Origin of the sequence: Paraburkholderia sp. GV068, assembly GCF_003058125.1 — a bacterium.
Taxonomy (GTDB): Bacteria; Pseudomonadota; Gammaproteobacteria; order Burkholderiales; family Burkholderiaceae; genus Paraburkholderia; species Paraburkholderia graminis.
In genome coordinates, this window is record NZ_QBUB01000001.1 from 339,767 (window position 1) to 361,809 (window position 22,043).

Sequence of the window (22,043 nt, forward strand, 5' to 3'; positions counted from 1 at the left end):
GGCGTGGAGCGCCGATCAGGCCGGCAAGCGCGCGAGCTGCGCTTTCAACTTGCCGACAGTCGCTTCGAATTCCGCCAGCCTTTTCTGCTCCTGCTCGACGACTGCGGGCGGCGCCTTGGCGACAAAACTTTCGTTCTGCAGTTTGGCATTGCACTTGACGATTTCCGTGCTCAACCGCGCAATCTCTTTCGACAGGCGCTCGCGCTCGACGGCCACATCGATCTCGACCTTCAGCACGAGCTTGTCACTTCCTACGATAGCAATTGGCGCGCCATCTGCCTGCGCGTCGAGCGTTGCTTCGTCGGCGATGATCTGCACTTCGGAAAGACGGGCCAATGCCTGGGCGTACGGAGCGAAACTGCGCAGACGCTCCGCGTTGCCGGTGACGAGCAACGGCACCTTCACCGCCGGCGACAGATTCATTTCGCCGCGCAGATTCCGGCACGCATCGATCATTGCCTTCAGGTCGGCGGCCCATTGCTCCGCTTCTTCGTCGATCTTCGACATCTCGGCAACGGGATACGGCTGCACCATGACGGACGCTTCGCCCTCGGCCTTGTCCGCGGGATAACGCCCGGCCAACGGCGCAACTTTTTGCCACAACGCCTCGGTGATGAACGGAATCACCGGATGCGCGAGGCGCAACACCGTCTCGAGCACGCGCAGCAGGGTGCGCCGCGTCGCGCGCTGCTGGTTCGGCTGACCCGTCTGGATCTGCACCTTCGCGAGTTCGAGATACCAATCACAGTATTCGTCCCATACGAACTTGTATAGGGCGTTGGCCACATTGTCGAAGCGATAGTCGGCGAAACCCTTGGCGACTTCCGCTTCCACGCGCTGCAAGAGCGACACGATCCAGCGATCCGCCGACGAAAAATGCAGATGCCCGTCCGGCCCGCATTCCCCGCATTGCGCCGGCTTGCCGAAGCCGCAGTCGTGGCCTTCGCAGTTCATCAGCACGAAGCGGGTGGCGTTCCACAGCTTGTTGCAGAAGTTGCGGTAGCCTTCGCAGCGCGCGAGGTCGAAGTTGACGTTGCGCCCGAGCGTGGCCATCGACGCCATCGTGAAGCGCAGCGCGTCGGTGCCGAACGCGGGAATGCCGTCGGGAAATTCCTTGCGGGTTTTCTTTTCGATCGACGCCGCCTGCTTCGGATTCATCAGGCCGGTGGTGCGCTTCGCGACGAGCGCGTCGAGCCCGATGCCGTCGACGATATCGATCGGATCGAGCGTATTGCCCTTGCTCTTCGACATTTTCTGGCCTTCGGCGTCGCGCACGAGGCCGTGCACGTAGACCGTGTCGAACGGCACCTTGCCGGTGAAGTGCGTGGTCATCATGACCATGCGCGCGACCCAGAAGAAGATGATGTCGAAGCCCGTGACAAGCACCGACGACGGCAGGAAGTGCTTCAGTTCCTGCGTCTCGTTCGGCCAACCGAGCGACGAAAACGGCACGAGCGCAGACGAAAACCATGTATCCAGCACGTCTTCGTCACGCTTGAGCGGGCCGGTATAGCCGGCTTCGGCCGCTTTTTCGCGCGCGCCTTCTTCGGTCTTCGCGACGAAGATTTCGCCGTTTTCGCCGTACCAGGCCGGAATCTGATGACCCCACCAGAGCTGGCGCGAGATGCACCAGTCCTGGATGTTTTCGAGCCACTGGTAGTACGTGGAGGTCCAGTTTTCCGGCACGAATTTGATCTGGCCGTTGCGCACCACGTCGAGCGCGGTTTCGGCGATCGACTTGCCCGGATTGAATGTGCCCTCGGGCGCCGGCTTGCTCATCGCGACGAACCACTGGTCGGTCAGCATCGGCTCGATCACGACGCCGGTGCGGTCGCCGCGCGGCACCATCAGCTTGTGCGGCTTGACGGATTCAAGCGCGCCGAGCGCTTCGAGGTCGGCGACGACCTGCTTGCGCGCGTCGAAACGGTCGAGGCCGCGGTATTTTTCCGGCGCGTTCTCGTTGATCTTCGCGTCGAGCGTGAGAATTTCGATTTGCGGCAGCTTGTGGCGCAGGCCGACCTGATAGTCGTTGAAGTCGTGCGCGGGCGTGACCTTCACGACGCCCGTGCCGAATTCCCGGTCGACGTAGTCGTCGGCGATGATCGGCACTTCGCGGTTCGACAGCGGCAGCGTGACGGTCTTGCCGATCAGGTGCGCGTAGCGCTCGTCTTCCGGATGAACCATCACGGCGGTATCGCCGAGCATGGTTTCGGGACGCGTGGTGGCAACCGTGAGATGACCCGAGCCGTCCGTCAGCGGATACTGGATGTGCCACAGGTGGCCGTTTTCTTCCTCGCTGACCACTTCGAGATCGGACACGGCCGTGAGCAGCACCGGGTCCCAGTTCACCAGCCGCTTGCCGCGATAGATGAGCCCCTGTTCATAGAGGCGCACGAACACATCGCGCACGGCGGTCGACATTTTGTCGTCCATCGTGAAGTATTCGCGCGACCAGTCGATCGACGCACCGAGGCGCCGCACCTGGTTCGTGATGGTGGAGCCGGATTCCTGCTTCCATTCCCACACGCGTTCGACGAATTTCTCGCGGCCCAGATCGTGGCGCGACACGCCTTTCGCGTCCAGTTGCCGTTCGACGACGATTTGCGTGGCGATGCCCGCGTGGTCCGTGCCCGGCACCCACAGCGTGTTTTCGCCGAGCATGCGGTGATAGCGGGCGAGGCCGTCCATGATGGTCTGATTGAACGCGTGGCCCATGTGCAGGGTGCCCGTGACGTTCGGCGGCGGCAACTGGATCGAGAAGTCTTTCCGGTTGCCGTCGAAAGCGGGCGCGGCGTACGCGCGCTTTTCCCATTCGGGGCCCCAGTGGGCTTCGACGGTGTGCGGCTCGAAGCTCTTGGCCAGGGTGGAGGAGGTATCGCTCGGGGTGTCGCTCATGTGTCGATCGGCTGATGAATGCGGGGAATGTTCGATTATAAGCGGCGCAGCAGGCGCGGGCCTGGTTTTGGGGTTGGGTTGGTCGGCTTGCGTTGGCCCGCTTCGGATCTCGCCAGCCCGCGCCCGTCATAAGACAGCGCTCCGCCCGCGCCGCTCATGGTGAACCCGCGTTGTCCACGCGGCGGCGCGTACTTTATGCTTCATTCACGCGCTTGCCGCCGCCGCTATCCGCTGCTACCCGCTGCCGTGCGCCGCGGCGCGCCCGCGTCTTTAGGTTTTTTCACCGCACCCGAAGGATCGCCGCCGATGACCCGCTACCGCGACTTCCACCGCCGTTCGATCGACAATCCCGAGGCATTCTGGCGCGACGAGGCGCGGCGCATCCATTGGGAAACGCCGTTCGACACCGTGCTGGACCGCTCGAACCCGCCGTTTGCGCGCTGGTTTGTCGGCGGACGCACGAACCTGTGCCATAACGCGGTGGACCGGCATCTCGTGGAGCGCGCGCAGCAAAACGCGCTCGTGTATGTGTCGACGGAAACGGGTATCGAGCGCCGCTATACGTACGCCGAGCTGTACGCGGAAATCAACCGTATGGCCGCGGTCATGCGCTCGCTCGGCGTGAAGCGCGGCGACGTGGTGCTGCTCTATCTGCCGATGATCCCCGAGGCGCTGTTCGCGATGCTCGCCTGCGCGCGGCTCGGCGCGATTCACTCGGTCGTGTTCGGCGGCTTCGCGGCGCCGAATCTGGCCGCGCGCATCGACGACGCAAAGCCGGTGCTGATCGTGACCGCCGACGCCGGCGCGCGCGGCGGCAGGGTGATCGACTACACGCCGCTCGTCGACGAAGCGCTCGCGCGCGCGAGCCACAAGACGCCGCGCGTGCTGCTGATCGACCGGCAACTCGCGCCGGAGCGCCTCAACGCGAACTATCTGGTCGACTACGAACCGCTGCGTGAAAAGTTCTTCGACGCGCACGTGCCCTGCGAATGGCTCGAATCGAACGAGCCGTCTTATGTGCTGTACACCTCGGGCACGACCGGCAAGCCGAAGGGCGTGCAGCGCGACGTGGGCGGCTACGCGGTGGCGCTGGCGGCGTCGATGGAACACATCTTCGAAGGCAAGGCCGGCGACACGATGTTCACCGCGTCGGACGTCGGCTGGGTGGTGGGCCACAGCTATATCGTCTACGCGCCGTTGCTCGCGGGACTGACCACGGTGATGTACGAAGGCACGCCGATTCGCCCGGACGGCGGCATCTGGTGGCGCCTCGTCGAGCAGCACAAGATCAACCTCATGTTCACCGCGCCGACCGCGCTGCGCGTGCTGAAGAAGCAGGACCCGGCGCTGCTGAAACAGGCCGATCTGTCGAGCCTGCGCACGCTGTTTCTGGCCGGCGAGCCGCTCGACGAACCGACCGCCTCGTGGATCGCGGGCGCGCTCGGCAAGCCGGTGATCGACAACTATTGGCAAACCGAAACCGGCTGGCCGATGCTCGCGATTCCGCGCGGCGTCGAGGCGCTGCCGACCAAGCTCGGCTCACCGGGCGTGCCGTCGGCCGGCTTCAGTCTGACCTTGCGCAACGAGCTGACGGGCGAACCGTGCCCGCCCGGCGAGAAAGGCGTGTTGACGCTCGACTATCCGCTGCCGCCGGGCTGCATGTCGACGGTATGGGGCGACGACAAGCGCTTTGTCAGCACGTACTGGTCGAGCGTGCCGAACCAGCAGGTGTATTCGACCTTCGACTGGGGCATTCGGGACGAAGACGGCTACGTGACGATCCTCGGCCGCACGGACGATGTGATCAACGTCGCGGGCCACCGGCTCGGTACGCGCGAAATCGAGGAAGCGCTGTCGAGCCATGCGGCCGTCGCGGAAGTTGCCGTGGTCGGCGTGACGGACGCGGTGAAGGGGCAGGCGGCGATGGCCTTCGTGGTGTTGCGCGACGCGCAGGCTTACGCCGACGCCGGCACGCGCACGAAGCTGGAAGCCGAACTGACGACGACGGTGGACCGGCAACTCGGCGCGATCGCAAGGCCGTCGCGCGTGGTGATCGTCTCGATGCTGCCGAAGACGCGCTCCGGGAAGCTGCTGCGCCGGGCCATCGCGGCGCTCGCGGAGGGACGCGAGCCGGGCGAGCTGCCGACCATCGAAGATCCGGCGGCGCTGCAGCAGGTGCGTGAGGGGTTGAAAGGGTAGGAGTTTGTGGCCGAGCGGATGCGGTTGCCGACTCAGCGCTCGCCGCGCGCCTTCAGAAAGCGCGTCAGGATCGCATTCGAATACGTGCCGGCGATCTCCGTCAGAAACGACACGAACGACGCCGGCGCGTGGTCGTCGGCGGTATCGGAGATGGTTCGCACGACCGCGCACGGAACGCCGTACTCGTGACAGACCTGCGCGATCGCCGCGCCTTCCATCTCGACGGCGAGCGCGTCAGGCAATGCGTCGCGCAACGCGCGCACGCCCGCCGCGCTGGCGACGAACTGATCGCCGCTGATAATCAGCCCTCGATGCACGCGCGCCTCGCGCGTGCCGAAACGCGCGGCCGACGCCGCGCCTTCGTCCGCAATGAAACGCTCGCAGGCTTGCGCGAGTTGCGCGGCGAGCGCCGCGTCCGCTGCGAAGCGCGACATGCCGAGGAGCGGCACCTCGAAGCGCGGAAAGAGCGGCGACGCATCGAGATCGTGCTGCAACAGCGCGTTCGCCACGACGATGTCGCCGACCCGCACCTGTTCGCCGACACCGCCCGCGACGCCGGTGAAGACGACGGCCTCGACATCGAATGCATGAATCAGCGCGCTGACCGTGGCCGCCGCCGCGACTTTGCCGACGCGCGCCAACGTCACGACGCACGGCACGCCGTGGACGGTGCCGACGTGATAATCGCGCCGGCCGTGGATCACAGTACGCACGCCGGATTCCGCGCGCATCCCCTCGATCAGGTCGCCGAGTTCCTGCGGCAAGGCCGCGAGCACGCCGAGCGGGCGTTGCGCAAGGTGCGTAACCTGTGCATTAGCCCCTTGCGGATCCTCCAGCGGACCGCCAGCCTGCGCGGTGCGCTCGCCGCCGTCGACGCCGCTCACTCAACCGCCTGCAATTTGGCAACCGCCAGCGCGAGCCATTTCTCGCCGTGGCGCTTGAACTTGACCTGCGCCTTCGCGTCGGTGCCGCCGCCTTCGAGCGCGGTGATCGTGCCTTCGCCGAACTTCGTGTGGAACACCTGCTGGCCGACGCGAAAACCGGCTTCCGCCGCGCGCTGCTCATTGGCGAAAGCGGGCAAGGGCGCTGCCGCCGTCGATGCGCCGCCATAGCCCTGCTGACGGTCGGGCCGCGCGAACCAGTCGCGCCCATAGCCCGCGTTGTCCGAGCGGCCGCCCCAGCGCGCGCCCGCCTCGACCTTGGGCGTGAGCCACTTGAGCGTTTCCTGCGGCAATTCGTCGAAGAAACGCGAGCGGATGTTGTAGCGCGTCTGGCCGTGCAGCATCCGGCTTTGCGCAAACGACAGATACAGGCGCTCTTTCGCGCGCGTGATCGCGACGTACATCAGGCGGCGCTCTTCTTCGAGACCGTCCGACTCCATCGCGCTGTTCTCATGCGGGAACAGCCCCTCTTCGAGTCCCGTGATGAAGACGGCGGTAAATTCCAGACCCTTCGCCGCGTGCACGGTCATTAGTTGCACGGCTTCCTGGCCGGCCTGCGCCTGGTTGTCGCCGGCTTCGAGCGACGCATGCGACAGAAAGCCCGCGAGCGGCGTCATCGTGTCGGGGTTTTGCGCGGGGTCGGCAATGCCGGGCGCGTCGAGCACGACGACGTTGGGGTCGTCGGTGGCGACGGCCAGTTCCGGCGCGGCCGTCGCGCCTGGGCGCAGCGGAATGGAGCGCGCCGGCGTGTTCATGCCGTAGCCCTCTTCGCTGACGAACGCCGCGGCGGCGTTGACCAGTTCCTGCAAGTTCTCCAGCCGATCCTGGCCTTCGCGCTCGTTCTGATAAAAGTCGGCGAGGCCGCTTGCGCGCACCACGTATTCGACGGTGTCCGGCAAGCTCATCTGCTGCGTTTCCGCGCGCATCTTGCCGATCAGGTTCGCGAAGGCCGCGAGGCTCGAGCCCGCCTTGCCGGCGACATACGGAATCGCCGCGGCCATCGAGCAGTTGTAGAGCCGCGCCGCGTCCGCGAGTTGTTCGATCGAGCGGGCGCCAATGCCGCGCGTCGGAAAATTGACGACGCGCGCGAACGCGGTGTCGTCGTTCGGATTGTCGATCAGGCGCAGATAGGCGAGCGCGTGCTTCACTTCCTGGCGCTCGAAAAAGCGCAAACCGCCATACACGCGATACGCGATGCCCGCATTCACCAGCGTGTGCTCGATCGTGCGCGACTGCGCGTTGCTGCGATAAAGCACGGCGACTTCGCTGCGCGATGTGCCCGTGTTGATGAGCGCCTTGATTTCCTCGACGATCCAGCCGGCTTCCTGAGTATCCGTCGCGGCCTCGTAGACGCGCACCGGCTCGCCGTGACCGGCGTCGGTGCGCAGATTCTTGCCGAGGCGCCGCGAATTATTCGCGATCAACTGGTTGGCCGCGTCGAGAATATGGCCGTGCGAGCGGTAATTCTGTTCGAGCTTGATCAGATGCCGGACGTTGAACTCGTGTTCGAAGTCGCGCATGTTGCCGACGTTCGCGCCGCGGAAAGCGTAGATCGACTGGTCGTCGTCGCCGACCGCGAAGATCGAATTCGTCTGGCCCGCGAGCAGCTTCAGCCACGCGTATTGCAGCTTGTTGGTGTCCTGAAACTCGTCGACGAGAATGTGTCTGAAGCGCGCCTGATAGTGCGCGCGCAGCGGCGCGTTGTGCGCCAGCAGTTCGTAGCAGCGCAGCAGTAGCTCCGGAAAATCGACGACGCCTTCGCGCTGGCACTGCTGGTCGTAGGCTTCGTAGAGCTCGACGAATTTGCGGTTGAAGTTGTCGGTGGCGTCGACGTCTTTCGGGCGCAGCCCTTGTTCCTTCGCGTTGTTGATGAAGTACTGGAGATTCTTCGCCGGGTACTTTTCATCGTCGATGTTGAGGCCCTTCATCAGGCGCTTGATCGCGGACAGTTGGTCCGCGGTATCGAGAATCTGGAACGTGGCCGGCAGCGCGGCGTCGCGATGATGCGCGCGCAGCATGCGGTTGCACAGGCCGTGAAAGGTGCCGATCCACATGCCGCGCGTGTCGATGGGTAACAGCGCCGACAGACGCGACATCATTTCGCGCGCGGCCTTGTTCGTGAACGTCACGGCAAGGATGGTCGCCGGCGACGCGAGGCCGTGCTGGATGAGCCACGCAATGCGCGTGATGAGCACGCGCGTTTTGCCGCTGCCTGCGCCGGCGAGAATCAGCGCGGGCTCGTTCGGGAGCGTGACGGCGGCGTGTTGTTCGGGGTTGAGATTGGCTAGCAGATCGGGCATTTTTTCGGAGGGACGGCGGGGTGTTCGTCATTATATGCCCCGACGCTCGCTTGCTTTTTTTGCCTCGTGAGCACCGTTTGGCGCGTTGGGTTTTACGTTGCCGGAGCCGACGCGCGGCCAGCATGCTTCCCGGTCGACAACGGGCAAGCGCCTCGTCCGGCCCGCCGCGGCAAAAAAGAAAAGGCGCCGCAGCGCCTTTTCGTCACAAGTCCGACCGAAAGCCCTCACGCCTTCGCGCGCTTGCCTTCCACATCCGGCAGGAACACCGTCAGCACGCCGAGCAACGGCAGGAACGAGCAGACTTTGTACACATACGTGATGCTCGTCGCGTCGGCGAGTTCGCCGAGTACCGCGGCGCCGATGCCGCCGAGGCCAAACGCGAAGCCGAAGAAGAGGCCCGCCACCATGCCCACCTTGCCCGGAATCAGTTCCTGCGCATAGACGAGGATCGCCGAGAACGCCGAGGCCAGCACCACGCCGATGATCACCGTCAGCACGCCCGTCCAGAACAGGTTCGCATACGGCAGCAGCAGCGTGAACGGCGCGACGCCGAGAATCGACACCCAGATCACATATTTGCGGCCGATCCTGTCGCCGATCGGACCGCCGATCACGGTCCCCGCGGCCACGGCCGCGAGGAACACGAACAGATGAATCTGCGCGGCCTGCACCGGCAGATGGAACCGGTCGATCAGATAGAACGTGAAATAGCTGTTGATGCTCGCGAGGTAGAAGTACTTCGAGAACACCAGCAGGATCAGCACGCTCATCGCGAACATGACCTGGTTGCGCGAGAGCGTTGCGTGAGCGGTCTGGCTGCGCGCCTTTTTCACGGATGGATGCTGCTTGTACCAGCGGCCGATCTGCGTCAGCACGACGATTGCGACGAGCGCCGCCACCGAAAACCACGCGATGCTGCGCTGTCCGTGCGGAATCACGATCAGCGCGGCCAGCAGCGGCCCGAGCGACGATCCCGCGTTGCCGCCCACCTGGAAGAGCGACTGCGCGAGCCCGTGACGGCCGCCGGAGGCCATCCGCGCGACCCGCGACGATTCCGGATGAAACACCGACGACCCGCAGCCGACTAGCGCCGCGGCCACCAGCAGCACGCCGAAACTCGTCGCCATCGACATCAGCAGCAGGCCGGCGAGCGTGAAGCCCATGCCGACGGGCAGCGAGTACGGCTTCGGATGCTTGTCCGTATAGATGCCGACGAGCGGCTGAAGCAGCGACGCGGTGATCTGATAGGTCAGCGTGATCAGGCCGATCTGTCCGAACGACAGCGAGAAGTTGTCCTTCAGCATCGGGTAGATGGCGAGGATCAACGACTGGATCATGTCGTTCAGCAGATGCGAGAAGCTGATCGCGCCGAGCACGGAATAGACCGTGCGCTGAACCTTGGCGGCCGGCTGCGCGGCTGAAGATGCGGCAGCCGACGCGGCTGAGGCATTGGCGGCGCTGCCGGTTTGGGCTGACGCGCCGGCAAGTGCGCGTTTATCGAGGCTGGTTTCCATACGCTTCAAAGAAAGGGAAAGGAAGGGGCAATCCTGCTGGCGGCGCGTCGCGATTCCTGGTCTGCGTCGTTGCGGCATAACGACGCGAATTCGCGCGTGCTCAGCTATTTGTCGCAGTTTAATGTGGCTCGACCGAAATGTAAGGACAAGTTTTGTCGCGATTCGGACACGGTCATGCGGGCCTCGCGCATCGCTGTAAATCAGAACGGGCGGATTTTTGGCCATGTATAAAACTGGCGCGGCGCGCGCCCACGAAGCGGCGCGTCGAGGACCGGGCGAATCACGGTCGGCATCGGGCAAACCGCGCTAAAGATCGCGGCCGCCGATGCCGTAGACCCGGAGAGAGAAAAAGCAATGCCGGAACAGACCTTTGCGGCAGGTTTAAACGTGGGGACGGGGAATATGAAAGCAGGTTCAGCAGTGTCAGCAGTTCCGCTGGGCAGCCGGAAGAGCGCGGGGTTCGTTCCGGACACGGAGGCGGCCGGCCGGTCGCCGTCGCGGGGAAAGGGTGGCGGGTCGCGAGTCGTGCGGCTCAAGGGGCTGTCGGTCAAGGCCATGTTGCGCGCCGCGTTCGCGGTGCTGCTGGTCGGCACGCTGGCAATCGGCGTGTTTTCCCTCACGCAGATCAGCCGCCTGAACGCGTCCGCGCAATCCATCTACGATCAGGGCCACGTCGCGAGCCGCGCCGCCGAGGAAGCGCGCGGCCATATGCTGCGCGCAAGCCGCGCGCAAAAAATGCTGCTGACCGCGACCACCGCGAAAGAGCGCGACGAACTGGGCGCCGACATCGACAAGGGCCTGAACGGCCTCGCCGCCGAACTCGCCACGCTGCAGCAGTACGTGGACAAATCCGACGCGCAGGCCGTCGAGCATCAGAAGAAATTCGCCGCCGGCGTCGCGACGTGGAGCGCGCATTTGCGTGACTTCGTGACGCTCGTGAAAGCGCAGCCGCTCGACCTTTCGCAGATGAACTGGCAGGTCGGCACGCAGGACGTGTCGCTGCTCGTCGAAACCGGCAAGCTCGAAAAACTCGTCGATCAACTCGTGGCGGAACGCGGCACGGCCGCGAAGGCGACCATCGACGCGTCCGGCTTCATTTATCACTCGTCGTTCGTGATGCTCGCGGTGATGACGGTCGGGCTGATCGTGCTCGCCGCGTTCGTCAGCGAGTGGGTGGTGCGCCGCCTCGCCCGCCAGTTGGGCGGCGAACCGGCCTACGCGAAAGAGATCGCGAGCCGGATCGCGGCGGGCGATCTGTCGAACCAGATCAAGCTCGGACGTAAGGACAAGTCGAGCGTGCTGTACGCGCTCTCCGACATGCAAAGCGGGCTCGCGACCACGGTATCGGATATTGCGTCGAGCGCGGACGCGATTGCGACCGCCTCGGGCGAAATTTCGATGGGCAACCTCGATCTGTCGCAACGCACCGAGCAGCAGGCGATGGCGCTCGAGCGCACGGCGAGCAGCATGGAGCAGTTGACGTCGACGGTTCGCCAGAACGCCGACAACGCGAAGCAGGCGAGCACGCTCGCCAACAACGCGTCGGAGATCGCGGAGAAGGGCGGCGAAGTGGTGAGCCGCGTCGTCGCGACGATGAACGAGATCAACGACAGCGCGCGCAGTATCGGCGACATCATCGGCGTGATCGAGGGCATCGCGTTTCAGACCAATATTCTCGCGCTGAACGCGGCCGTCGAGGCGGCGCGCGCGGGCGAGGAAGGGCGCGGCTTTTCGGTGGTCGCCGCCGAGGTGCGCAACCTCGCGCAGCGCAGCGCCGCCGCCGCGAAGGAGATCAAAGGCTTGATCAGCACGTCGGTCGAGCGTGTCAGCAACGGCTCGACGCTCGCGCAGGACGCCGGCCAGACGATGGACGAAGTGGTCAAGGCCGTGAAGCGCGTCACCGACATCATGGGCGAGATCTCGGCGGCTTCGTCGGAGCAAAGCGCCGGCATCGAGGAAATCAACCTGGCCGTCGCGCAAATGGATTCGGGCACGCAGCAGAACGCGGCGCTGGTCGAGCAGGCGACCGCGGCGGCCCGCTCGCTCGACGATCAGGCGCACGGCCTCAAGCAGATGGTCGGCAAGTTCCGCTTGTAGGGCTTGTAGAGCTTGTAGGGCTTGTAGCGGCGCCGCTCAGCTCTGCTTGACGACCACCGTGCAGGTAATGCCTGCCGCCAGCACGACACCGTCGGGCACCGAGTCGATCTTCACGCGCACCGGCACGCGCTGCGCGAGCCGCACCCAGTTGAAGGTCGGGTTGACGTCGGCGAGCAGCTCGCGGCTTTGCGGATTGTCGCGGTCGTAGATGCCGCGCGAGATGCTTTCGACGTGGCCTTGCAGCGTGCCGCCGCTCATCAGCCGCACTTCGGCCTTGTCGCCGATATGCAGGTGCGGCAGCTTGGTTTCCTCGAAGTAGCCATAGACCCAGAATGAGTGGCTGTCGACGATCGCGAGCTTCGCCGCGCCGGCCGTCGCGTAATCGCCGCGAAACACGTTCAGGTTCGTCACGTAGCCGTCGACGGGCGACACGACGCGCGTGCGGGCGAGATTGAGCTTCGCGGCGTCGAGCGCGGCGAGCGCCTGCTGATAGGCGGCCTCGGCGGCCGATGCCGTATGCGCCGCATTTTCCTGGCTCTCCTTCGACACCACGAGCGAATCCATATCCGCGCGACGCCGCGCGTCGTCGCGCTTCATCTGCAATTCGGCCTTGCGCGCGGCCACCGCGGCCTGCGCCTGCTCGACGGCGATCTCGTAGTGCGACGGATCGATCTGCATCAGCAAATCGCCTTTCCTCACCAGTTGATTGTCCTTGACCGGCAACTCGACGACGGCGCCCGACACGTCCGGCGCGACGTTGACGATCTCGGCGCGCACGCGTCCGTCGCGCGTCCACGGTTCATCCATGTAATGAACCCACAGCACGCGCCCCAGCAGGATCGCGACGATAAAAACAATGGCTGTCGCGACGAAGCCAACAAGATTTCGGATGGTCATGTTTCGACTCGGATCAACGGTAAACGGCAAGGCCCAGCACGCCGCATACGCAGACGAGCAGGCTGGCCCGGAACAGGGACGGATGCCACACCACGCGATAAACGCCCGTATAGGCGATCACGCGATCCAGCACCCAGGTAATCGCCGCGCCCGCGACGAACAGCAGCACGATCGTGGGCACATAGGCGTCGAAAACGGCAATGTCACGCGGCATGTGAGACTCCTTTGGGTGCGTCTGCCGGCGTGTCCGTCCGCGCGCCCGTCCACGGTTCGAGCGGCGACTGCGGATCGAGCAGCGCGGTACGAATGAAGTGCAACTGGCTCAGAATGCGTTGCAGCCGATGGCGCTCGTCGCGCGGCGGGGCGAACGCCAACGCCGTAAGTAACGCCTGCATGGCGTCGATGGCTTCGCTGGTCGCTTTAAGCGCGCGTTCGAAGCGATCGCTGCGCGGCCGTTCGAAGAGGGCGGTCAGCGCGTCGCACATCGCGCGCAGTGCAATGCGCCACGGCGTCGCTTTCGCGTAGCGCGCATCGGCCGGCAGCGCGGCCACTTCGCGGCGCAGATCGATCACCGCGTTGCCGATTTCGAGCACCGAAAACAGCCAGCGCAACGTGTCGCGCCGCGCCGCCGGATCGTTCTGCGCGAGCGCGTTGATCTGGAACATCAGGTCGCGCGCGCCGCTCTCGAAGTGCGAGCGCACGCGGCTCAGATGCGCGCGGCTCGCGAGCACGACCTGGCGGCGCAGATCGGCGAGCAGCCGGTTGCGCAGCCACGGCGTGGACGGCGGCAGCAACACGGCGAACGCCACCGACGACACCAGCATCGACAGCACGAGCGCCATCGCGTCGTTGATAAAGCTGGTCGGGTCGTAATGCATCACGTTGTCCGGGCCGGCGAGAAAGCAGAAGAAGATGCAGTAGCCGACGCCGTAGCCGGCGAGCGCGGGCCGCGTCGTCATGAATACGCCGAGCAGCAGGAACGGCGCGAGCGCCGCGCACAGCAGCGGGAAGCCGTCGATGCGCGGAAACACGCCGTACACCGCGAGCATGCCCATCACCGAGGCCGCGAGCGTCCCGCCGGCCATCTGGAACACGGTGCGTTTCGGGTCCGGCGACGACGACGCGAGCGCGCACACGGCCGCCGCGTTGAGCGTGAGCGTCGAGCCGCTCGGCCATGCGGTGGCGATCCAGAAGGCGCCGAGCGCCATCATCACGAGCGCCGCGCGCAGGCCGGCGACGCCCGCCGCGATCGCGTTGGTCTTCGGCTCGTAGCGCTCGACCCAGCGCTCGCGCGCGTGGGTGTCGACGGCCAGCGACGCGTAAGTGGCCGCGTACGCATGCAGGTCGTCGATGAAGCGGTACAGCAGTTCGGCGCCCGTGTCGAAGTCGAGCAGCGGCGCGTCGGGATGCGTTTCGAGCGCGGCGCGCGTCGCGCGCACGCGGCGCGGCAACTCGGCCTTGTACGCTTCGAGTTGCGCGGCGGCATGCGCGGCGTCGGCGGCGCTTCGCACCGGCTCGCCGGACTTCGCGAGCAAGGGCGCGATCTCCTTGAAGTACGGCTCCAGCGCGTCGATGGCGATCACGGCGCCATGCGTGCCGGCGTTGCGCAGCCGGTTCATCAACTGATGCAGCGCGTGAAAGCGCGTCGACGCCGTCATGAACTCGCTGTTCAGGCGCGCGAGACGGCCGGCGCGCATCCGCGAATCCGGGCCTTCGAACACGGCGACGCTGCGCGCCGCCTCGAAGCCGACGATGTCCGCGACGAAGCGCGCATTGGTCGCCTCGATCTGCGCGCGGTCGATGCGCCCGGCCAGCGACGCCGACACATAGTCGACGAACGAGGAGAACCGCGCCCGCACCGCGCCGCGCATCTGCAAGCCGGCGAATTGCGGGAACACGAGGCCGCTGACCGCGCCCGCGCAGACGATGCCGAGCACGACTTCCGCGACGCGCGTGAGCGCGGCGAGAAACGCGCCGTCGGGATGCTGCGAGGCGGGGATGCCGATCAGCGCGGCCGTGTAGCCGGCGAGCACGAATCCGTACGACCGGAAATTGCGGTTGCGCGCGGCGCCGGCGGTGCAGATGCCGACCCAGATCGCGGTCGTCGCGATAAAGAGCTCCGGCTGCTGCGCGAAAAGTCCGATCAGCGCGAGCATCACGACGAGGCCGACGAGCGTGCCGCAGATCCGGTAGAAACTCTTCGCGAACACCATCCCGCTTTGCGGCTGCATCACGATGAAGACGGTGGTCATCGCGGTGCGCGGCTGCGGCAGGTCGAGCTTCATCGCGATGCCGAGCGCGAGGAAGCACGCGGCCAGCGCCTTGAAGAGATAGATCCACGTGAGGCCGTCGGTGCGCGCCCAGTCGGACACGGCGCGCGACCAGGCGGCGAGTGACGGGGGGCGCGAGGCGGAAGCAGGGGAGGCTGACATGGCGGGCTTCCTTAGTCGGCTGCGGCGTGGGGCGCGGGGCTTGTTGCTGGGCGCGGTGCCGGGCCTGCCGCCTCCGGCGCAGCGGTTCCGTTCGAGGCGGCAGCGGAGTTGCCGACACTGCCCTCGGCGCCGCCCTTGCCCTTGCCATGCCCCGGCAGCGTTTCGTTCGCCGCCGGCCCGTTCGCCGGCTCGTCGAGGCCGCCGCCCAGCGCGGTAACCAGCGACGCATGCGCGCCGAGCCGCTCCGCGTGGACTTTTGCGACGCCTTCCTGCGCGCGCAGCAACTGGTTTTGCGCCGTCAGCACGTTCAGATAGTCGGTGAGACCGCGCCGATAACCTTCGCGCGCCAGTTCGTAGTTCTTGCGCGCGGCGGCCACCGAGCGCTCGGCGTCCCGCGCCTGCGTCGTCAGCGAGCGGATGCGGATCACCTGATCGGAGACGTCTTTGAGCGCGCCGACGATCGACTGGTTGTAGTTCTCCACCGCCTCGTCGTAACCGGCGGAAGCCGCGCCCAGTTCCGAGCGCAGCCGGCCGCCGTCGAAGATCGGCAGCGACAGCGCCGGACCGGCGCTCCAGCTATGCGACGGATTCTTCAGGAACTGGAAGAGCGGCCCCATCGCCGCATAGCCGCCGATCGACGCGAGCAGATCGATGTCCGGATAAAACCCGGCCTTCGCGACGTCGATGCCGCGCGCCTGCGCCGCCACCGTCCAGCGCGCGGCGACGATGTCCGGCCGATGGCCGATCAGTTCCGCGGGCAGCGCGCTCGGCAAGCCCGCGGGCGCGGCAAGCGAGAGCTTCGGCCGCTGGATCGAGTCGCCCGCGCCGGGGCCTTTGCCCGCGAGCGCCGCCAGTTGATTGCGGCCGAGCGCGATCCTTTCCTCGAGCGCATCGATTTGCCGCTCGTATTCCGGCAGCGGCGTTTGCGCCTGGCTCGCTTCGAGCTGCGTGCCGATGCCGCCCTTCAGACGCCGGTTCGCCAGGTCGGCGATTTGCTGCTGTTGCTGCAAGGTGGCGCGCGCGATGTCGAGCAGCGCGTAATCGAGCGACATCCCGATGTAGGTCCGCACCACGTTGGCTTGCAGTTCGAGTTGCGCGGCGCGGGCATCGGCGGCGCGCGCGTGGGCGGCGTCGAGCGCGCGCTCGGCGGCGTTGCGGTCCTTGCCCCACAGATCGAGGTGATAGGAGAGCGCGAGCGTGCCGGTGTTGTTCCACGACTGCTCGCCGGCGAGCGGACCCGGACCGTAGTACAGGTTGTCGGCCCACTTCTGGCGCTTGATCGACAGATCGCCGTTCACCTGGGGAGCCAGCGCCGAACGGGCGACGCCCGCCATCGACATCGCTTCGCGCACGCGCGCCTGCGCCGCAGCGAGGCTCGGATTGTTCGCCTGCGCGGCTTCGATCCACGCGTCGAGCTGCGGATCGCCATAGACGCGCCACCAGTCGGCGGCGGGCCACTGGGCGTCGGCGTCGGCCGCGCGGATCGCATTGCCCGCGTCGAGCGAGGCCGGGTCGGTGCGGCTCGCCTGCGGGGCGATGCCTCCGGTACTTGCACAGCCGGCAATTGTTAATAGGATCGTAAGAGCCGCGGCTGCGGCGATCCTCGTGGCGACCGGAGACTGCACGATTTCCTCCAGAAATGACTATAGAAGCTACCGCGCAATTATATTTTTCGATCGATTGGGGAATAACCGGTAAAGATGCAAGGGATTTTTACGGGAATTGTGATAATCGCCTTTGCATTGCGTGTAACAATCGACGGGTTGGCTTGGATGCTGGATAAGGATCAGGTATGGATACGCTTCAAAACATGCGCGTATTTGTCCGCGTCGTCGAGGCGGGCAGTTTCACGGGTGCCGCGCAGCACCTCAATACGACGACCGCGTACGCGTCGCGCGCGGTCTCCGATCTGGAAGCGCATCTGCGCACGCGCCTGTTGAACCGCACCACGCGCCGTATCGCACTCACCGAGGCGGGCGAGCGCTATTTGCAGCGCTGCGAGCAGATCCTCGCGTATGTCGATCAGGCGGAAGCCGAGGCGAGCGACGCGCACGCGCGTCCGTCCGGCAAACTGAAGGTTCACGCGATGACGAGCTTCGGCCAGCACTACGTCGTGCCGGCGGTGGGCCGCTATCAGCAACGTTACCCCGAAGTGCATGTCGAGCTCACGCTCGCGCAGCGCATGCCCGATCTGCTCGACGAAGGTTTCGACGTGTCGCTGACGCTCGCCACGGGTCTACCGGATTCGGGACTGGTGTCGCAGCGGCTGGGCAGCGCGTTCAGCATCGTGTGCGCGTCGCCGGCTTATCTGGAGAAGCACGGCGTGCCGCAAACGCCGTCCGATCTCGCGAGCCACGCGTGCCTGCAAATGGTCACGCCGGTGTTTCCGCCCGACAAATGGACCTTCGACGGCCCCAACGGCGAGGAAACCATCGCGCTCGGGCCGGCCACGTTTCAGGTGAACGTCGCGGAGGCGATGGCGGTCGCGGTGACGAGCGGCATGGGCATCGGCCTGATTCCGATTTACTCGGCGATCAGCGGCTTGCGCAAAGGCGACCTGGTGCGGCTCCTGCCCGACTACACCTCGCAGGAGATGAACCTGTACGCGTTGTATCCGTCGCGCCAGTATCTGGACGCGAAGATTCGCACGTGGATCGAGCATCTGCGCGACGAGCTTCCGGCGACGCTCGCAGTCGACGAAGCCGAGCTGCGGCAGTTCGCGCGGACCTGAGCCGGCGAGTGGTCTGCGCTTGTCCGGTTTGCTGACGTGCGGTTGAATCGGCGGGCTGTTACATCGGCGCCGCGCCGCAACATTTCCTTACTTCCGCGCGCGAATCGATTTGCTACCGTGTGGTTAATGCGCGGCGCGTCAAACCGGCGCGTTGTTGTCGCCGCCACGTTCGGCAATCGCAATCACCGAAGGACGAGGATTTTCATGGATACGCATCTGATGATCGGCGTGGCCGTCATGTTTGGACTGATCGGCATTGCCGCATCTCGCGACCTGCTGCGCCGCCTGCGTCAGCAGCAGCCGCAACTTGCGCCGATCAGGATCGAGCGTCCCGAAGCCGGCAAGCAGCGGAGCGGGCGGTAGTCGTTTGCGCTTGCGGCGGGGCGGGTCTGCGGTTTGAGGCCGCAGCGCCGCCGCGCTAGATCTCGACGACCTTATCCCACGCGAACTGCGGATTTTCCCACTGCCTGCTGCGCCGCTCGAAATAGCCCCGCGGATTGCACACCACGCGCGTGCCGTTCACCGTGTAGTCGAACGACGTATGCGTGTGCCCATGAATCCATAGCGTGACGGGTGCCCGCACTAGCTCCGGCAAATGGTTGACGAAGCCCGCGGACACGCGGTCTTCCGCATAACGCTCGGCGAGACTCAAACGATGCGGCGCGTGATGCGTGACCACGATCGTCTGCCCGGCAAACGGTTTCGCCAGTTCGTTCTCGAGCCAGGCGCGCGCCTGGCGATGCAGCGCGAGCGCGTCGCCGGGCGTGAAGTCGCGCGCGTCGTCCTCGGCGCGGTTTTCCAGCCCGTGCGGCCAGTTGATCTGAATCGGCCCGCGAAAGTCGAGCATGGCGCGCCGCGACGCCTCCATCGATTCTTCCAGCGCCGCGCTGTCCGCGCCGAACAGCGCAAAATCCGTCCATAACGTCGTGCCGAGCACGCGCCAGCGTCCCTGCGGATCGACGAGCGCGGCGTTGTTCAGCACGTACACGTTGTCGACCTGAGCAGCCGCGTCGTACAACGCGGTTTCGAGCGCGCCGAACTCGCCGTCGTAGTACTCGTGATTGCCCGGCACGTAGATCACCGGCGTCGCGCCGTCGAAGGTCTGCGCGGCCCAGCGCGGGCCCGCCGCGTGATTGTGAATGTCCCCGGCCAGCACGATCAGATCCGCTTCTGCGTGCGGAATCAGTTCAGGCTCGTCGTTCTCGAGATGCAGATCGGACAGCACGCGAATTTTCACGAAGAAGGCTCCTGCGAGTGGCTGGGTTGCATCCGGTTTCAACCGGTTGCTTCACGCTTTTAGCGTAGCACTTTGCCTGGGTTCATCAGGTTCAGCGGATCGAGCGCGCGCTTCACCGCACGCATCATCTGGACCTCGACGTCCTGCTTGTAGTGCATCGCTTCATCAATTTTCAACTGCCCGAGCCCATGTTCCGCGCTGATGCTGCCGCGATGCCGATGCACGCTGTCGTACACGATACCGTTGATCGGGCTCTGGAATTGCGCGAGGAACGCCTTCGCGTCGACACCCTCCGGCGCCTGCACGTTGTAATGCAGATTGCCGTCGCCGAGATGGCCGAACGTCACCATGCGCGCGCCGGGCGCGGCCTGCGCGATCGCGGCGTCGGTTTCCTCGATGAAATGGCCGATGCGCGAGATCGGCACCGCAATGTCGTGCTTGATGTTCAGGCCTTCCTCTGCCTGCGCGAGCGGAATATGTTCGCGCAGGTTCCAGAACGCGCGCGATTGCGCGAGGCTTTCCGCGACCACCGCGTCCTGCACGACGCCGTCTTCGAGCGCCGTTTCCATCAGACGCTCGAAGAGCGCGCGCGCGTGCTCCTCGCTTTCGCTGTCGGACAATTCGAGCAGCACGATTTGCGCGTGCGGTTCGGCAAACGGATAGCGCATCTGCTCGAAGTGCCGGCCGACTAGCCGCAGGCAAAAGTCCGACATCAGTTCGAAGCCCGTGAGCAACGGCCCGGCGATGCGTTGCGCGAGCGACAGGAAGTCGAGCGCCGCATGCGGCGACGCGAGCGCGGCGAGCGCCGTGACGCGCGCGGCCGGCTGCGGATGCAGCTTCAGCACCGCCGCGGTGATGATGCCGAGCGTACCTTCCGCGCCAATGAACAGATCGCGCAGATCGTAGCCGGTGTTGTCCTTGCGCAGCCCGCGCAGACCGTCCCACAGTTCGCCTTGCGGCGTGACGACTTCGAGGCCGAGACAGAGTTCGCGCGTGTTGCCGTAGCGCAGAACGCCGGTGCCGCCCGCGTTGGTCGCGAGATTGCCGCCGATCGTGCAACTGCCTTCGGCGGCAAGACTCAGCGGGAACAGACGGCCGGCTTCGTCGGCGCGTTTTTGCACTTCGGCGAGAATCACGCCGGCTTCGACGGTCATGGTGTTGTTGTGCGGATCGATGTCGCGCACGCGGTTCAGCCGCCGCAAGCTGACGACCGCCTGCGCGCCGCTCGCATCGGGCGTGGCGCCGCCTGCAAGGCCGGTGTTGCCGCCTTGCGGCACGAGCGGGATGCCATGTTCGACGGCGAGCTTCACGAGCGCCGCGACTTCGGCGGGCGTCGCCGGGGACAGCACCGCGCAGGCCGCGCCGGTGTAGCGGCGGCGCCAGTCGGTGAGGTAGGGCGCGGTGTCGTGCGCGTCGGTCAGCACATGGGCGGCGCCGATGGCGTCGCGGCAGGCAGTGAGGAAAGCGGATTGGGTCATGTCGGTTGGGTGCGGGATTGGGCGGCGGATGCTGATGCGCAAGTCGAGCGTATTACGTTCAGACGTCCGCGTTTTGCGGATGTTCGCGGGGCGGCTTCGCGGCGCCGTTCGATACGTTTTCCGCTGCCGCTTTTTCCGCGTCTCCTGCGGCCGCTCGTGCCGCATCTTTCGCCGTTTTTGCCGCCGTTTTTGCCGCGCGTTTGAACGGCGCGACGTATGCGAGCGTACAGACGAAAAAGAGCACGCTAAGCATCGCTTCGAGCCAGCCGAAGCCCGCGCTCAAGCCACGCTCGCTCCAGCCGCGCACGACGCCCTCGGTAAAGTAAAGCAGGATCAGCATCGACGCCCATTGCATCGTATAGACACGCCGCCGCCACACGCCCGGCAGCGCGAGCAGCAGAGGCACGGCCTTCAGTACGAGCGCCGAGCCGCCCGGGCGCAGCGGCGCGAGCCACGCTTCCCAGGCAATCGACAACGCGATCAGCGTGACGAGCGAAGCCGTCGCGCCGAGCGCGGCGTGCAGGTTTGGCGACGGCGGCAGCGTGCGATTCACGGTCTTTCGCTCATGGATGCCGCCGTGCGCGCGACACGTGCGCCGAGCGCGACGGCCAGCGTTTTCTCGTCGGCGGAAATGCCTTGTGCGGCGCTGCCCGCGCGCGCGAAATGCGACGCGCCGTAGGGCGTGCCGCCGCTTTGCGTTGTGCTCAATGCGCTCTCCGTGTACGGGATGCCGACGATCAGCATGCCGTGATGAAGCAGCGGCAGCATCATGGACAACAGCGTGGACTCCTGGCCGCCGTGCAGACTGCCGGTGGACGTGAACACGCAGGCCGGCTTGCCCGACAGCGCGCCCGACAGCCACTGCGGCGTGGTGCCGTCGAGAAAGTATTTCAGCGATGCGGCCATGTTGCCGAAACGCGTGGGCGAGCCGAGCGCGAGACCGGCGCATTCCTCGAGGTCGCGCAGTTCGGCGTACGGCGGTCCTTCGGCGGGAATGTCGGGCTGCGTCGCCTCGCAGACGGTGGAAACCGCCGGCACGGTGCGCACGCGCGCCTGCATGCCGGGGACGCTGTCGACGCCGTGCGCGATCGCCAGCGCAAGCTCGCGCGTGGCGCCGTGACGGCTGTAATAGAGCACGAGAATGTCTTTCATAAGCCTCATCAGTGAACGGGTATTATAGGGCTTGGGTCCGCTCTAGAGGCCGTTCCCAGCCATTCATAGCCATTCGGCCAGGGCTCGCGTAAGGCGCGTCGAGGGTGCGCTCAGAATGCTTTAAGAGTGCTTTGAGAGTTCGCTGAAGGTTCGGCCAGGCGGTCCTGAAA

General features: G+C 65.8%; 16 protein-coding genes. 4 read left to right on the top strand and 12 right to left on the bottom strand.

What is annotated here, in order from left to right:
• Positions 1 to 15: 15 nt before the first annotated feature.
• Positions 16 to 2,895 carry a valine--tRNA ligase gene (locus tag C8K18_RS01595; protein WP_107706495.1) on the bottom strand — a complete coding sequence of 960 codons (2,880 nt, stop codon included), beginning with the start codon at positions 2,893 to 2,895 and terminating at the stop codon, positions 16 to 18.
• A 306-nt stretch (positions 2,896 to 3,201) separates the two neighbouring features.
• On the opposite strand from C8K18_RS01595, the gene C8K18_RS01600 reads away from it, so the two are divergent.
• Positions 3,202 to 5,094: a propionate--CoA ligase gene (locus C8K18_RS01600; protein WP_107706796.1), complete on the top strand. Its 1,893-nt coding sequence runs from the start codon at positions 3,202 to 3,204 to the stop codon at positions 5,092 to 5,094.
• 32 nt (positions 5,095 to 5,126) lie between these two features.
• Here the strand turns inward: C8K18_RS01600 and C8K18_RS01605 are convergent, their stop codons facing one another.
• From C8K18_RS01605 to C8K18_RS01615, 3 genes are all read right to left on the bottom strand, one after another.
• Complete coding sequence (locus C8K18_RS01605; RefSeq protein ID WP_107706797.1) at positions 5,127 to 5,930, bottom strand: 5'-methylthioadenosine/adenosylhomocysteine nucleosidase; 804 nt, start codon at positions 5,928 to 5,930, stop codon at positions 5,127 to 5,129.
• Between the two features lie 44 nt (positions 5,931 to 5,974).
• Positions 5,975 to 8,335, bottom strand: coding sequence for a UvrD-helicase domain-containing protein (locus C8K18_RS01610; protein ID WP_107706496.1), 2,361 nt, complete (start codon positions 8,333 to 8,335; stop codon positions 5,975 to 5,977).
• A gap of 224 nt (positions 8,336 to 8,559) precedes the next feature.
• Entirely contained in the window at positions 8,560 to 9,849 is a 1,290-nt protein-coding gene (locus C8K18_RS01615) for an MFS transporter (RefSeq protein WP_006052408.1), read from the bottom strand.
• A gap of 420 nt (positions 9,850 to 10,269) precedes the next feature.
• Here C8K18_RS01615 and C8K18_RS01620 point away from each other — a divergent pair, with 420 nt between their 5' ends.
• The gene (locus tag C8K18_RS01620) at positions 10,270 to 11,946 is read left to right on the top strand and encodes a methyl-accepting chemotaxis protein (protein ID WP_029967665.1); all 1,677 of its coding nucleotides are present in this window, start codon (positions 10,270 to 10,272) and stop codon (positions 11,944 to 11,946) included.
• Positions 11,947 to 11,982: 36 nt separating this feature from the next.
• On the opposite strand, the gene C8K18_RS01625 is transcribed toward C8K18_RS01620, so the two are convergent.
• The 4 genes from C8K18_RS01625 to C8K18_RS01640 are packed head-to-tail and all read right to left on the bottom strand — an operon-like array spanning position 11,983 to position 16,900.
• Positions 11,983 to 12,843 (bottom strand): HlyD family secretion protein, encoded by an 861-nt coding sequence (locus C8K18_RS01625; protein ID WP_006052410.1) that lies wholly within the window; start codon positions 12,841 to 12,843, stop codon positions 11,983 to 11,985.
• A 13-nt stretch (positions 12,844 to 12,856) separates the two neighbouring features.
• Positions 12,857 to 13,057 (bottom strand): DUF1656 domain-containing protein, encoded by a 201-nt coding sequence (locus C8K18_RS01630; RefSeq protein ID WP_006052411.1) that lies wholly within the window; start codon positions 13,055 to 13,057, stop codon positions 12,857 to 12,859.
• Entirely contained in the window at positions 13,047 to 15,275 is a 2,229-nt protein-coding gene (locus C8K18_RS01635; protein WP_107706497.1) for an FUSC family protein, read from the bottom strand. The genes C8K18_RS01630 and C8K18_RS01635 overlap by 11 nt, the downstream gene beginning before the upstream one ends.
• An 11-nt stretch (positions 15,276 to 15,286) precedes the next feature.
• Entirely contained in the window at positions 15,287 to 16,900 is a 1,614-nt protein-coding gene (locus C8K18_RS01640; protein WP_107706498.1) for an efflux transporter outer membrane subunit, read from the bottom strand.
• 167 nt (positions 16,901 to 17,067) lie between these two features.
• Here C8K18_RS01640 and C8K18_RS01645 point away from each other — a divergent pair, with 167 nt between their 5' ends.
• Both C8K18_RS01645 and C8K18_RS33185 read left to right on the top strand, forming a co-directional pair.
• The gene (locus C8K18_RS01645) at positions 17,068 to 18,006 is read left to right on the top strand and encodes a LysR family transcriptional regulator (RefSeq protein ID WP_006052414.1); all 939 of its coding nucleotides are present in this window, start codon (positions 17,068 to 17,070) and stop codon (positions 18,004 to 18,006) included.
• A 204-nt stretch (positions 18,007 to 18,210) separates the two neighbouring features.
• Entirely contained in the window at positions 18,211 to 18,369 is a 159-nt protein-coding gene (locus C8K18_RS33185; RefSeq protein ID WP_006052415.1) for a hypothetical protein, read from the top strand.
• Between the two features lie 55 nt (positions 18,370 to 18,424).
• On the opposite strand, the gene C8K18_RS01650 is transcribed toward C8K18_RS33185, so the two are convergent.
• From C8K18_RS01650 to wrbA, 4 genes are read right to left on the bottom strand one after another with little or no spacing between them, the layout of a single operon-like run.
• Positions 18,425 to 19,243, bottom strand: coding sequence for a metallophosphoesterase (locus tag C8K18_RS01650; RefSeq protein WP_107706500.1), 819 nt, complete (start codon positions 19,241 to 19,243; stop codon positions 18,425 to 18,427).
• 59 nt (positions 19,244 to 19,302) lie between these two features.
• On the bottom strand, positions 19,303 to 20,721 hold the full coding sequence (locus C8K18_RS01655) for an FAD-binding oxidoreductase (RefSeq protein WP_107706501.1): 1,419 nt from the start codon (positions 20,719 to 20,721) through the stop codon (positions 19,303 to 19,305).
• Between the two features lie 58 nt (positions 20,722 to 20,779).
• Positions 20,780 to 21,274 carry a DUF2069 domain-containing protein gene (locus C8K18_RS01660; RefSeq protein ID WP_258196043.1) on the bottom strand — a complete coding sequence of 165 codons (495 nt, stop codon included), beginning with the start codon at positions 21,272 to 21,274 and terminating at the stop codon, positions 20,780 to 20,782.
• Positions 21,271 to 21,873, bottom strand: coding sequence for an NAD(P)H:quinone oxidoreductase (gene wrbA, locus C8K18_RS01665; protein ID WP_006052419.1), 603 nt, complete (start codon positions 21,871 to 21,873; stop codon positions 21,271 to 21,273). The genes C8K18_RS01660 and wrbA overlap by 4 nt, the downstream gene beginning before the upstream one ends.
• Positions 21,874 to 22,043 lie beyond the last annotated feature (170 nt).

What these genes read in the sequence shown, in the direction of transcription:
- C8K18_RS01645 (WP_006052414.1), top strand. Translation starts at nt 17,068, where the DNA reads ATGGATACGCTTCAAAACATGCGCGTATTTGTCCGCGTCGTCGAGGCG.
- wrbA (WP_006052419.1), bottom strand. Translation starts at nt 21,873, where the DNA reads ATGAAAGACATTCTCGTGCTCTATTACAGCCGTCACGGCGCCACGCGC.
- C8K18_RS01615 (WP_006052408.1), bottom strand. Translation starts at nt 9,849, where the DNA reads ATGGAAACCAGCCTCGATAAACGCGCACTTGCCGGCGCGTCAGCCCAA.
- C8K18_RS01595 (WP_107706495.1), bottom strand. Translation starts at nt 2,895, where the DNA reads ATGAGCGACACCCCGAGCGATACCTCCTCCACCCTGGCCAAGAGCTTC.
- C8K18_RS33185 (WP_006052415.1), top strand. Translation starts at nt 18,211, where the DNA reads ATGGATACGCATCTGATGATCGGCGTGGCCGTCATGTTTGGACTGATC.
- C8K18_RS01630 (WP_006052411.1), bottom strand. Translation starts at nt 13,057, where the DNA reads ATGCCGCGTGACATTGCCGTTTTCGACGCCTATGTGCCCACGATCGTG.
- C8K18_RS01635 (WP_107706497.1), bottom strand. Translation starts at nt 15,275, where the DNA reads ATGTCAGCCTCCCCTGCTTCCGCCTCGCGCCCCCCGTCACTCGCCGCC.
- C8K18_RS01600 (WP_107706796.1), top strand. Translation starts at nt 3,202, where the DNA reads ATGACCCGCTACCGCGACTTCCACCGCCGTTCGATCGACAATCCCGAG.
- C8K18_RS01655 (WP_107706501.1), bottom strand. Translation starts at nt 20,721, where the DNA reads ATGACCCAATCCGCTTTCCTCACTGCCTGCCGCGACGCCATCGGCGCC.
- C8K18_RS01610 (WP_107706496.1), bottom strand. Translation starts at nt 8,335, where the DNA reads ATGCCCGATCTGCTAGCCAATCTCAACCCCGAACAACACGCCGCCGTC.
- C8K18_RS01625 (WP_006052410.1), bottom strand. Translation starts at nt 12,843, where the DNA reads ATGACCATCCGAAATCTTGTTGGCTTCGTCGCGACAGCCATTGTTTTT.